This is a genomic window from Chloracidobacterium sp., from assembly GCA_015075585.1.
Lineage (GTDB): Bacteria > Acidobacteriota > Blastocatellia > Pyrinomonadales > Pyrinomonadaceae > OLB17.
On sequence record JABTUB010000002.1, the window covers coordinates 490,879 to 503,399 of the forward strand.

A 12,521-nucleotide genomic window follows, 5' to 3' on the forward strand; every position below is an offset into this window, starting at 1 on the left:
GCAAATGTAAACCGCAAGCTCGGCTACGTCATATCCGAAGCGGCCTTTCCAGCGACAGAACGCTGAGCGGCAAAGTGCCCGGCAACCTCGGCGGCAGCCTTTGGCCCGATATGCGGCGAAAGCTCCTCGACAGCGGCCTTTGCGATGCGTTCGATCGAACCGAATTCGCGCAGCAGCACCCTCTTTCGCTTTTCACCGATGCCCGGTATCTCCGAAAGTTCGGATGTAAAATCTCGCTGCTCACGCCGCTTGCGATGAAACTCGACGGCGGTCTTGTGCGTCTCCTCACGGATCTGAAGTATCAGCCTGAACGCTTGTGAATTGCGGTCGAACTGTATCGGACCGTTTTCGCGGCCGTAGATCAGCAGGTGCGAGATCTCGCTGTGCCGTTTCGGAGGTTTTACAAGCCCGACGAGCATTATCTGTTCGAGATCGAGCGAGTTCATCGCCGCGGCCGCCGCCGAAAGCTGACCTTTGCCGCCGTCGATAAAGATAAGCTGCGGAAGCGGTTTCTGCTCTTCGATCTGTCTGCGATAGCGTCGAAAAACTGCTTCGTTCATTGACGCAAAGTCATTGGAGCCCTCGACGGTCTTGATTATGAACCTGCGATACTGTGCACGTGCCGGCTTACCGTTCTCGAATACGACAATGCCGGCGACGTTTTCAGAACCTGAGATGTTCGAAATGTCGAAGGACTCGATGCGTTCCGGGAAATGCGAGAGTTCGAGCAGTTCCTGCAGCTCTTCGAGCACCTTTTCGCTGTCGGGTTTGAGTACGCGAAATCGCTGTTCGAACGCGATCTTTGCGTTCGTCTCAACAAGCTTTACGAGGTGCTTATTCTTACCGCGTTTGGGATCGAGTATCTTCACGCGGCGGCCGCGTCGGTCTGTCAAAGCTTGTTCAAGTACGGCGCGGTCGCTGAAATCCTGCGATACATGTATCTCAAGCGGCACATAATCCGTCGAGTAATATTGCGTCAAGACCTGGCCCAAGAATTCAGCCGCGTCAAACCTGTCATCCTCCGGCAGGTCTTCCCAAAAGAATTCCCGCCGCCCTACAATGCGGCCTTCTCGCATTGTGAAAAGCTGAAGTGCAAGCCGCTGCCGTTCGCGGTAAAAACCGATGATGTCGATATCTCGGTCGGCCGTGGTTGCCATCTTCTGTGTTTCGCTAAGAGCAAGCACTGTCCGCATCAGGTCGCGGTAACGCGCCGCCAACTCGTACTTTCCTTCTTCTGAGAACTGCCACATCCTGGCTTCCAGCGACTTCGCAAGCTCTTTATTCCGCCCTTCAAGCAGTTCGCGCACGTCGGCTGTCGCCTGCCGGTATTCCTCCTTTGTGCAAAGCCCTCGCACGCAAGGTGCAAGGCATCGCTTTAGGTGATATTCAAGGCATGGCCTGGGCAGGTTTCCGTCTATCTCAATATCGCAGGTTCGAAGCTGAAATGCGCGATTGATAAGGTCAAGCGTGTTGCGTGCAAGCACCGCCGGCAGGAATGGCCCGTAATAGTGCGAACCATCGCGCACGATCTTTCGCGTTATGACGACCTTCGGGTAAGGTTCGTTCGTCAGCTTCAGGTGCGGGTAGGACTTGTCGTCCTTAAGAAAGACGTTGAAACGCGGCTTGTGCTTCTTGATCAAATTAGATTCGAGCACCAACGCCTCGACCTCATTATCAACGACAATGAACTCGAAATCCGCAATATTCTTTACAAGCTGTCGGGTTTTGGGATCATGATTGCGGCTCGATTGAAAGTACGAACGCACACGATTGCGCAGGTTCTTCGCTTTGCCGACATAGATGATCTTGCTGGCGGCGTTCTTGTGGATGTAGATGCCTGCTCTCGTCGGCAGCGTCTTAAGCTTCTCTTTTAGCGTCTCGGCGGTTGCCACAGCTATATTCTATCGCTGTGCCAAGCGTAAGTCATACTTTGCGTTCGGCTCGGCTTTGCGTAACACTGTCTTGCGGTGAAAACAGAACTTACGACCGATGCTGCATACGCCGGCGCGATCATTCGGCGCGGCGGGCTTGTCGCATTCGCTACCGAGACCGTTTACGGGCTTGGCGCGGATGCCTTTAACGAAGTCGCTGTCGCAAACATCTTCACGGCAAAGAAAAGGCCGGCGGACAATCCGCTGATCGCTCATATTTCGCGCATCGAACAAATAGATTCGCTCGCCTCTGCGATCACAAACGCTGCCGCAAAGCTCATCGACGCTTTCTTTCCCGGGCCGCTCACGGTGATCCTTCCGAAAAAGGACACAGTGCCGGCGGTCGCTACCGCCGGTCTCAACAGTATCGGAATACGGATGCCGAGACTCGGCCTCACGGAACTATTCTTGACCGCGGCGGCAACACCGGTTGTTGCGCCGTCGGCAAACCTTTCAGGGCGCCCAAGCCCGACAACATGGCAAGCGGTCCTCGAAGACCTTGACGGCCGAATTGACTGCATTCTGCAAGGCCCGCCATGTATCATCGGACTTGAATCAACGGTAGTTGACTGCACCGGTGAAGTGCCGGTTCTATTGCGAAAAGGCTGCATCACTGCGGGCGAACTGCGGAAGATCGTTCCCGACATCGTTGCGGACAGCGGCAGTTCGCCTCTCACGCCGAAAAGCCCCGGACTCAAGCATAAACATTATTCGCCGCGAGCAAAGGTCGTCGTTGTCAAAGGTTCTGCCGACGATCCGGAGCCGAACTCGGCATTCATCGGTTTAACTGAGACAAAAGGCGCGTTTGAGCATAAGCTGATATGCAGAAACGTCGAGGAATACGCACATTCATTATTTGAATTCTTTCGCGAATGCGACCGCCTCGGCATCGATACGATCTATTGTGAAAGCATCGACGACACTGCCGATATTGGTGCGGCGTTGATGGATCGTATCGAGCGGGCAGCAAAGCGTTAGGGCTTCGTAACCTGTACGATCGCAAGCTCGGTATTGTCGGCGATCACTTCGCTGTGAACAAGCGGCGACGCTGTCAACTGCTGCAGATGTTTGAGCGGAATTATGACAAGCACCGCCGAAACTCGCTCATCGCCCATGGCCGCTGCGATCTCCGCCGCACTGTAAATGCGCCTTTGCTTTCCATCCGTGTCGCGGACGAGCCTTCCGGCCGCATAGAACTCCGCACTGTGTGAAACCGTGTACATTCCAACGACCTTTTCACCGTCGAAGCCGCGTTCGTTCGCTGCCGTCAAAAGGCCTTTTACGGAGTCAGTATTCGCGAATGACGGCATGAACAATACCAAGAGGCACGCTGCTGCCGCAAGCGTTGCTAAGGCAGTGACGTAAACTGCACGGAAACCGGCCTTGCCTATCTTGCCCTGCCTCGCAAGGAATAGTGAAGAAAGGATCACCGCCGCGGGTACCGACGGCAGTATGTAGCCGGGAAGTTTGGAGCCTGAGAATGAAAAGAATATCAGCGGTATCAGCAGCCAAATGCCTGCAAACGTGAACAGATCGGAGTTCTCAAAGGCCTCGCGTGTACGCCACGCCTTGATGCGTGAAATGATCGACGCAGCAAGCAGCGGCAGCCACGGCAGAGTCAGGAGCGGCAATATCCACCAGAAGAATATGAATGGCTGCGGATGCTGATATTTGTTCGACGAAAAGCGTTGAAAATGATGTTGTATTATGAACTCGTTGAAGAATTCATAGCCGTGGCGATAGAACATCGGACCGTACCAAACCGCGGCGGCACACAGGGCCAGCAGAGTGCCCCATATCGTGCTGAACCAAGCATTGCGCGAAGGCATTCGGCGTATCGCAATGTGATACGCAGCCACGATAGCACCGGGGAATACTGCTCCTATCAGCCCTTTTGCAAGCAAGCCGACGCCGACAAAGAAGTAGAACGCGGCAAGAAATCCGACACGTTCAACACCGTCCTTCCTGCTTGAGGTCTCGTAAATATAATAGGCCGCGAGCGCGGCAGTGATCGGAAATGTAACTATTATGTCGAAGCTCGCACCGTGCGAGAACGCTACGATCCCGATCGTCGATGCTCCCAGCAATGCAAACCATTTCGCCGCCCCGCTGCCCGCCGTTTTTCCGACGAAATACAGGCACGCAACGGTCGCAACACCAAAGATCGCGGGCCCGAGCCGCGCTGCCCATTCGCTGACGCCGAAGAATGTGTATGAGAGAAATTCGAGCCAGTAGAGAAGTATCGGCTTCTCAAACCAATTGAAGCCTCCGAGCGTTGGTGTGATCACGTCGCCGCGCTCGAACATTTCTCGCGCTACCTGTGCATAACGCGGCTCGTCAGGCCCAAGGAACGGAAGCCCGAGGCCCAGGAAGTACGCGGCAACGCCGGCCAATGAAACCGCTATCCACGCAAGCCGAGGCACGGCGTTATCTGAGGCAGCGGCGGGCTTTGTAATTTCGGCCATCTTCAAACAGAATGTAAAGTATTGCTGAAAAGCACTTCCCAATCAAACTATGCCCGAAAATGACAAACTTCGACTCGCCGCGATCGGCACCGGCAGCCTCGGACGCCATCATGCGCGAAATTACGCCGAGCTTGCCGCTGAGAACGAGATCGAATTTATCGGCATCTGCGATACTGCCCCCGCAACTGCGCGTGTGATAAGCGAAAAGTACGGCTGCGTGTCTTTTGCTGACCCGAGGCAACTCTTTGACAAAGTTGATGCCGTTTCGATCGCCACACCGACCGAGACACATTGCGATATAGCCTGCTCATTTCTCGAACGCGGTATTCATGTACTTGTCGAAAAGCCGATGGCGATAACGACAGATGAAGCCGATAAAATGACGGCAGCGGCCGCGACAGGTTCGGCAAAGCTGATGATCGGGCATCTTGAGCGGTACAACCCGGCAATGGTCGCCCTTAAGCCTCACATAACGACACCGCTTTACTTCGAGATCCATCGTGTTTCGCCGTTCCCGGATCGGTCGCTTGATGTCGATGTGGTGCTGGACGTCATGATCCACGACCTTGACGCCGTTCAGTGGATGGTCGGCGAGGATGTCGGCGTCAGCGCCATAAGCGCGGTCGGGATTCCCGTGATCTCGGATAAGGTGGACGCCGCCAACGCACGGATCGAGTTTGCTAACGGAGCGGTTGCGAACATCACATCATCGCGGGTAGGGCATGAGAAGGTTCGTAAGACGCGGTTCTTTCAAAAGGGTTCGTATGTAGTGCTCGATTACGCCGCGAAATACGCGGCGATAACCACACTTGATTCGGACGATCCGCATTCATTTGCAGGCATCTCTATACAGAAACTCGATATCGCCGATACTGAGCCGCTCCGCGCCGAGATCAATGATTTCCTCGCTTGTATCCGCAATGACACAGCACCGCCGATCTCGGGAGCCGACGGCCGCCGCGCGCTCGCATTGGCGACGGGCATTCTTGATCGCATCGAGGCTCATCGGCAGTTCCTCGATGTCTAGGGAGATACAAGTTCGCATTTCACCGCAGCGATCGCTCAGATGAACGCACCGACCGAGATAACAGAATTTCTCACAACACGCATTGATGCCGGCGACTTTCCTTCGGCGGTGTTCCTAGTTGGCGAGCACGGCTCGATCCGTTTTCACGACGCGATAGGTAATGCAGTCGTCGAGCCTGAGATCATCTCGGCAACGCCCGAGACGATCTATGATCTTGCAAGCCTGACAAAGGTTCTGGTAACGGGATTCCTGACGGCGACCGCGATCGAGAAGCGTTTGCTTTCGCTTGATGATCGAATCGCGAATTTTGTGGATGCCTTTGCGTCTGCCGAAAAGAATGCGCTCACGATCCGCAACCTCGCCGCCCACACATCAGGCATGCCGGCATGGCGTCCTCTGTATCTGCTGTGCAGCAGTAATGAGCCGGCCGCTGTCATCGACCTCATCGGCAAACTTCCATTGGAAAGCACGCCCGGTTCGGCCGTTGTTTACAGCGATCTAAATTTCATAACGCTTGCTGCCGTGCTTGAGAAGGTCTTCTCGCAAAGCCTTGCCGAGATCGCAGCGGAGCACATCTTTCGCCCGCTTGGGCTTACGCGAACGGCATTTCGGCCGGCGGACAAGTTCGAGCGCCGTCTGATCGCCGCGAGTGAGACTGGAAATGCATTTGAACGTCAAACCTGTATCGAGCAGGGCTACATCACGGAAACTGCGATGTCGCCGCATCTGCGGACCGGACAGATATGGGGTGAAGTGCATGACGGTAATGCCTGCTTCCTCGGCGGAATAGCCGGGCATGCGGGCCTTTTCTCAACTGCCGCCGATGTGTTCAAGATCGCTTTGCAGTTCCTTGCCGCATCAGCAACGCTGCTTTCTGAAGAAACATGCCGCCTTTTCACCGCAAATTTAACGCCGCATCTGGACGAGCACCGCTCGCTTGCGTTTCAGTTGGCATCAACGCCGGACTCGACCGCGGGTACGAAGCTGTCGCTGCAAAGCTTTGGCCATCTTGGTTTTACGGGAACAAGCCTTTGGCTCGACCCTTCGAAGCAGCGAATTTTTATTCTGCTGACCAATCGTACGCATCATCACGGCCTCCCTCTGGTCAATATAAACTCCGTACGCCGCCGGTTTCACACTCTTGCTTCGGAATTCGCCGACAAGGGCGCGGCAAATCTTTAGCAACTATTCACGAGCGCATATAATCATAACGAAGCTGTCCTCAAGAGGCTCTTTTGAGGATGCTTATGGTTATGAGAAAGTATGCGGTTATCTTGGCCTTGGCGGCGGCTCTGAATATAACGGCCGCAGCACAGACGAACACATCGACACGCCCGCGTGTAGCGGCGACGCCGACACCTCCTGTCCTGCAAAGCGACAGCAATGTACCGACTCGCAAGGACGGCCCGCCCGTACTTCAAGGCAGTACACCGCGAGCAGGTACGACGCCGACGCCGGACGGAAAGGTTGATGACGAGAATGAGATAATCAAGGTTGATACCGAACTGGTAACAATGCCCGTATCGGTTCTCGATCGCGACGGGCGGTTCATCTCCGGCCTTCAGCAGAAGGACTTTCAGATCTTCGAAAATGGTGTTCAACAGCAGATAGAATATTTTCAATCCGTAGAGCAGCCGTTCACTGTGATCCTTCTGATTGACGTAAGCCCTTCAACACAGTATCGCATCGATGAGATCCAAAGCGCCGCCGTCGCTTTCGTCGATCAGCTGAGGCCCAGCGACCGTGTGATGGTCATCTCTTTCGACGAGCGAGTTCATGTTCTCAGCCCGGCGACCAGCAACCGTATGCAGCTTCGTAACGCTATTTATATGGCTGAGTTCGGTAACGGCACCAGCCTTTATGAAGCTGTTGATTACGCGCTCGAACAGGAAATGCGTTACATAAAGGGGCGCAAGGCTGTCGTACTATTTACCGACGGCGTCGATACAACATCGCGACGTGCTTCATATCAAAGCACCGAAGCAAAGACCGAAGAGACCGATTCGCTCTTCTATGCCGTTCGCTATGACACTTCGCACGATCTCAACGGCGGAATGACAGGCAGCCGCTATCCAAACCCGAATCGCCGTCCTTCGGGCCGAGTTACTATGGGCGACATACTCGGCGCGATTCTGATGGGCGGGAACGTAAATATCGGATCCGGCGGCGCACCCGGCGGCGGAAGCGCACAGGAATACGCGACGGGAAAAAAATATCTGGAAACGATATCGAGGAACAGCGGCGGCCGTTATTTCGAAGCTGACAGTATGATGAATATCCGTGCGGCATTCACCGGCATTGCTGAGGAATTGCGCAGGCAGTATTCGCTCGGCTACTATCCGGCAACGCAGGGCACGGCCGGCGAAAGGCGTCAGATACGCGTCCGCGTTATGCGTCCCGGCGTTGTTGTGCGGGCAAAGAACAGCTACATCGTCGGCCGCGGCAGCGGTAACAAACTTGCCGGTATCTGAGGCGGCTCAAATTATCGTGCCGTCAGGGATCACCGCATTCTTGGGAATGATGATAATACTGTCGCGAATATAGAACGCTCCGTCGGGCGAATCGTACTGCTGGACGCTGTCGGCATTTATGAGCTGAACGTTCTTTCCGATACGAACGTTCTTATCGACGATCGCGTTTCTTATCACGCTGTTTTGATCAATGCCCAAATGCGGAACATTGCGGCCGATATTGGCTTCAAGATCGTCTAAACCTTCAAAGAAATCTGATCCCATGATTATTGAGTTCTCGATCTGTGCGCCCGTACCGATGCGGCTGCGCAATCCGATGATCGAGTTCTTTGCTGTAATGCCATTCAGGATGCAGCCTTCGCTGATCATCGTATCGTCGATCGTACAGTCATGCACTTTTGACGGCGGCAAATTGCGGCTGCGCGTGTAGATCGGCGAGCTCGCATCAAAGAAGTTGAATTTTGGCAGCGGACGTGCCAGATCAAGATTTGCTTCATAGAAAGAGCGTATCGTACCGATATCTTCCCAGTAGTCCTTGAAGAGATGGGCCTGGACGTTATACTTAGTGATCGCCGAGGGAATTATCTCCTTGCCAAAGTCCACTCGCGCGTCGTCCTCGCCGAGCAGCTCAACGAGTTTGTCGTACTTAAAAACATAAATACCCATTGACGCGAGAAAAGGCCTCTCTAATGCTTCATTCGGTGATAATCCGAACGCCGTGGTATCGACACGCATTTCTTCGAGGGCATCGCCCTTCGGCTTTTCCTTGAACTCGATGATCGCCCCGTCGGCATCCGTCTTCAGCAGGCCGTATTCACCTGCCTCCTCCTGACGGCATGGGATCACCGACACCGTCAGATCGGCACCCGACCAAAAGTGGCGGTCGAGAAAATCGCGATAGTCCATACGATAAAGATGGTCGCCCGACAAGATCAGTACTGTGTCTATTCGCCAATCACGCAAGTGAGGCATCATTTGCCTGACCGCGTCGGCCGTTCCTTGGAACCATTCGGTGTTGTCCTTTGTCTGCTCGGCGGCAAGAACTTCGACAAAGCCCGATGAGAAAGCCGAAAAGCGATAAGTCGTCGAGATGTGCCTATTCAGCGATGCTGAGTTGTATTGCGTAAGGACAAAGATGTGCATTATCTCGCTGTTGATGCAGTTCGAGACAGGCACGTCGATAAGCCGATACTTTCCGCCGAGCGGCACTGCGGGCTTAGAACGCTCACGCGTTAACGGATAAAGCCTTGTGCCGGCACCGCCGCCTAGAATTACCGCAACAACATTTTCGTAATGTCCCATAATAGTGAATAGTGAATAGAGCCTTTGAAATAGTCAAGAAGCTGTCAACACGTGAGAGCCTGTCCCTAATGTTGTATAGTTACCGCATGGCGCTTGCCTGTATGGCAGCGTCATCGCACAGATGCTTTTGCTATAGCCCTTGTCTAAGCGGTCAGCGTATCTGTTCACGTCCATAATGTGGTATTGGGTCAAGATCCTCTTTTTTATTTTTCTCGGAGCCATCGTGCTATGGCTCGGTTATGAGATAGTAACATTTCCAAGTATCTCAAAACTTAAAAATGAGAACCCGACCACGACCTCACTCATCGAGTATAGGCTTTCGCAGGCCCGGGCAGACGGGATCGAGCCAAAGAAGTTCATGATCTGGATGCCGATCGAGCAAATAAACCCTAATCTGCAAAGAGCAGTGCTTGCGGGTGAAGATGCACGCTTTTTTCAGCACCACGGTTTTGACTGGGATGCTATACAAAAGGCTTGGGATGAAGCCGTTGAGGAAGGCAAGAAAGAGGATAAAGATGACTGCATAGCGGCAGCGAAAGCAGCGAACACAAGTCCACAGGACTGCGGCAAGGACCAAAACGACTGGATACCGCCGCTTCCTAGCTTTAAGCGTGGCGCTTCGACGATCACGCAGCAGCTTGCCAAGAACCTCTTTCTTTCCGAGGACCGTAATTTTTTGCGTAAAGGCCGTGAAGCCGTTTACACCTATTTCCTGGAACGCGAACTCTCAAAGAAACGCATACTCGAGATCTATCTGAATGTCATCGAATGGGGCGACGGTGTTTACGGTGCCGAGGCCGCCGCACGCACGTACTTCAAAAAGAGTGCGAGCGACCTGACAAAAGACGAAGCCGCATTCCTTGCGGCGATGATCCCAAGCCCGCTGAATGTTTTCAACCCTGCAAAGAACCGCAAGCGGGTCATCCGGCGTCAGAAGGTACTCATGCGCGGAATGAACTCGATCAAGCTCGAATACTGACATCCGCTTATTGTGATCTCAGATCCAAGGCCCGACAGATCCGTAAAAGGAAAAAGAGCGGCCTCGTGACGACGCCGCTCTTCTCCGTCTGATGTGCAGTGCGGTTACTTCTTCTTTGCGGGTGCCTTCTTCGCTGCAGGTTTCTTTGCAGCGGCCTTCTTTGGAGCAGCCTTTGCGGTTGTTGCCTTCTTTGCTGCCGGTTTTGCTGCGGTTGCTTTCTTAGCAGCCGGTTTTGCTGCCGTTGCCTTCTTAGCTGCCGGTTTCGCAGCAGCCTTCTTCGCAGCCGGTTTTGCTGCAGTAACTTTCTTGGCTGCAGCTTTCTTCGGAGCCGCTTTTGCTGCTGCCTTCGGTGCTGCTTTTTTAGCAACGGCCTTCGTGGCAGTTTTCGGTGCGGCGCTCTTTGCTGCCGGTTTCGCGGCAGCCGCTTTCTTGGTCGCAGGTTTCTTCGCGGCCGGTTTTGTTGCTTTCTTAGTTGCCATATGTTTCTCCTTTTTCTTGAAAGTCAGTTCCGCGTAAAATGCGCACATTCAGAACGTAAAACATCATACAATATTTTGCGTTCATTCCAAGCATTGAATGCAACATAAAGTATATGTTTTGAAAATTTTTTTTGAGCGTATCCGCACTTGAGATCAGCGCGAATATCATCGATCGTGTGCGAAGATCCTTATACAGGAACGGCAATGCTCATCCGTGCGCGGCTGAACGGCCGTCGTGCAGCGTCGGAGCATCCGCATGCGGCACGAAACATTTGCGGCAGCGCGCCTCATACTTATCGCTTGCACCGACCTCGACACGAGCCTCGGATTCGACCGTGCGCTGCGAATAGTTCGCGGTGCCGCCGCACACAACACATATCGCGTGTGTCTTTGTAATGAACTCGGCTATCGATAGCAGCTGCGGCATCGGCTCGAACGGTTTGCCCGTATAGTCTTGATCGAGTCCGGCGATGATCACGCGTTTGCCGTCTTCGGCAAGGCGATTTACGGCGTCGATGATATTCATATCAAAGAATTGTCCTTCGTCAATGCCGACGACCTGAGTGTCGTCTTCGATCTGCGCCATCATCTCTGCTGTGCTCGCGACCGGCGACGAGTCGTGCTTGTGGCCCGAGTGCGACGCGATCTCTTCAACAGAATATCGAGCGTCGATCTGCGGTTTGAAGACCTGCACTTTTTGCCGCGCGATCCGCGCGCGGTTGAGCCGCCGTATGAGTTCCTCTGATTTACCAGAGAACATCGACCCGGCGATCACCTCTATCCAACCCGTTCCGTTCTGACGCACTTTGCGGCGTTCCTCGGTATTGTCGAACGCAAATTCCTCGACCATAGTTTGACCCGTCGTTCTCCTGAAGTACAAGAGGTTATCACGCCCCGCTCCACTTGTCATTTGTTTCCGCGCTATTCAGACAGCGCGGCGCAAAGCGCTTCGAAAACATCGCTAACATCCACGTCAGCTAGCCGTCGCCCCTTTACGCTGTAAAGGTGATTGGAAAGCGGTACATAGATCAGCTCTGCATTCTGATCCACGACCAGCACGACCTTAATGCCGGTTTGAGCGGCAAGGTGCGTTGTACCGGTATCATTTCCGACCATCGCCGCGAGTAATCTCATCGCGGGAACGAGCTCACGCTGCCCCAGGTTGTACAGCTTTAACGTGGATGCAGGGAAATAATTTTCGGCTCGATCGACCGCATCAGATTCCTCCGGTCCTAAAAACAGAGCAGGCACAATGCCGGCCTTTGATATGCGCTTCGCAAGTTCCCCGTACTTTTCCAAGGACCAGCGTCGCGAAGGGTGTCCCGCTCCGGGAAATACGCCAACGGCGCCATCCAGGCTTGGAAAGCGCTTCCGCATGGCTTCAACATCTTCAACTTTCGGACGGAAAATGAACGGTTCGCGCGGCACATTGCCCACGAGGCACTCGGCAAGATCGAAGCATCGATCGGCGATATGCCGTTCCGGATCGAATGGCGGCGCGGCAGGCTTGAAATTTGAAAGACTGTCTATCGAGCGCGTATTCCGTGCGGCATAAAGCCGCTTTGGAATGCCCGCGAGGAATCCGAGCAAGTTGGTTTCACTACGACTGAAGAAATCGATCACCAGGTCGAACCTTTCGCGGCGCAAAGCATGCAGCAGCCTTAGCGTTTCAACCGCTCCGCGAAAATATTTTCGCTGCTTGAATAATTTTCGATCGAACGCGATGTAATGGTCAGCGGCATCGGCCATTTCAGCAACATCGAGTGATGATGTACCGAGAAGCAGAGTTACGGATGCAGAGTCGGGGCATTGTCGGATCGCTCGCATGGCAGCAGTGCTCAACACCACATCGCCCATTTGGCCAAAG

9 protein-coding genes and 2 pseudogenes are annotated in these 12,521 nt (G+C 54.0%); 5 read left to right on the forward strand and 6 right to left on the reverse strand.

The genetic code is table 11. The annotated features are described in order from the left end of the window. Positions 1-23: 23 nt before the first annotated feature. A complete protein-coding gene (uvrC, locus tag HS105_11220) occupies positions 24-1,892 on the reverse strand; it encodes an excinuclease ABC subunit UvrC (GenBank protein MBE7517158.1) in 1,869 nt (622 codons plus the stop codon). A gap of 75 nt (positions 1,893-1,967) precedes the next feature. On the opposite strand from uvrC, the gene HS105_11225 reads away from it, so the two are divergent. Beyond that, positions 1,968-2,909 carry a threonylcarbamoyl-AMP synthase gene (locus HS105_11225; protein ID MBE7517159.1) on the forward strand — a complete coding sequence of 314 codons (942 nt, stop codon included), beginning with the start codon at positions 1,968-1,970 and terminating at the stop codon, positions 2,907-2,909. Here HS105_11225 and HS105_11230 read toward each other — a convergent pair. Then, the gene (locus tag HS105_11230) at positions 2,906-4,396 is read right to left on the reverse strand and encodes a glycosyltransferase family 39 protein (protein ID MBE7517160.1); all 1,491 of its coding nucleotides are present in this window, start codon (positions 4,394-4,396) and stop codon (positions 2,906-2,908) included. The two genes, HS105_11225 and HS105_11230, sit on opposite strands and share 4 nt — an antisense overlap. 49 nt (positions 4,397-4,445) lie before the next feature. On the opposite strand from HS105_11230, the gene HS105_11235 reads away from it, so the two are divergent. The 3 genes from HS105_11235 (at position 4,446) to HS105_11245 (ending at position 7,894) form a co-directional block, all read left to right on the forward strand. Next, positions 4,446-5,423 (forward strand): Gfo/Idh/MocA family oxidoreductase, encoded by a 978-nt coding sequence (locus HS105_11235; GenBank protein MBE7517161.1) that lies wholly within the window; start codon positions 4,446-4,448, stop codon positions 5,421-5,423. Between the two features lie 39 nt (positions 5,424-5,462). Further along, complete coding sequence (locus HS105_11240) at positions 5,463-6,605, forward strand: serine hydrolase (GenBank protein ID MBE7517162.1); 1,143 nt, start codon at positions 5,463-5,465, stop codon at positions 6,603-6,605. A gap of 71 nt (positions 6,606-6,676) precedes the next feature. Further along, positions 6,677-7,894, forward strand: coding sequence for a VWA domain-containing protein (locus HS105_11245; GenBank protein MBE7517163.1), 1,218 nt, complete (start codon positions 6,677-6,679; stop codon positions 7,892-7,894). 6 nt (positions 7,895-7,900) lie between these two features. Here HS105_11245 and HS105_11250 read toward each other — a convergent pair whose 3' ends face one another. Beyond that, on the reverse strand, positions 7,901-9,196 hold the full coding sequence (locus tag HS105_11250) for a glucose-1-phosphate adenylyltransferase (protein ID MBE7517164.1): 1,296 nt from the start codon (positions 9,194-9,196) through the stop codon (positions 7,901-7,903). Positions 9,197-9,371: 175 nt separating this feature from the next. Between HS105_11250 and HS105_11255 the strand changes: the two are divergent. Further along, positions 9,372-9,701 (forward strand): annotated as a pseudogene (locus tag HS105_11255) (transglycosylase domain-containing protein). 587 nt (positions 9,702-10,288) lie between these two features. Here the strand turns inward: HS105_11255 and HS105_11260 are convergent. The 3 genes and pseudogenes from HS105_11260 to HS105_11270 all read right to left on the reverse strand — a co-directional run bounded on the left by HS105_11260 (position 10,289) and on the right by HS105_11270 (position 12,481). Next, a pseudogene (locus HS105_11260) lies at positions 10,289-10,654 on the reverse strand (histone). A gap of 208 nt (positions 10,655-10,862) precedes the next feature. Continuing rightward, complete coding sequence (locus HS105_11265) at positions 10,863-11,504, reverse strand: thymidine kinase (GenBank protein MBE7517165.1); 642 nt, start codon at positions 11,502-11,504, stop codon at positions 10,863-10,865. 71 nt (positions 11,505-11,575) lie between these two features. Beyond that, positions 11,576-12,481: a glycosyltransferase family 9 protein gene (locus HS105_11270; GenBank protein ID MBE7517166.1), complete on the reverse strand. Its 906-nt coding sequence runs from the start codon at positions 12,479-12,481 to the stop codon at positions 11,576-11,578. Positions 12,482-12,521 lie beyond the last annotated feature (40 nt).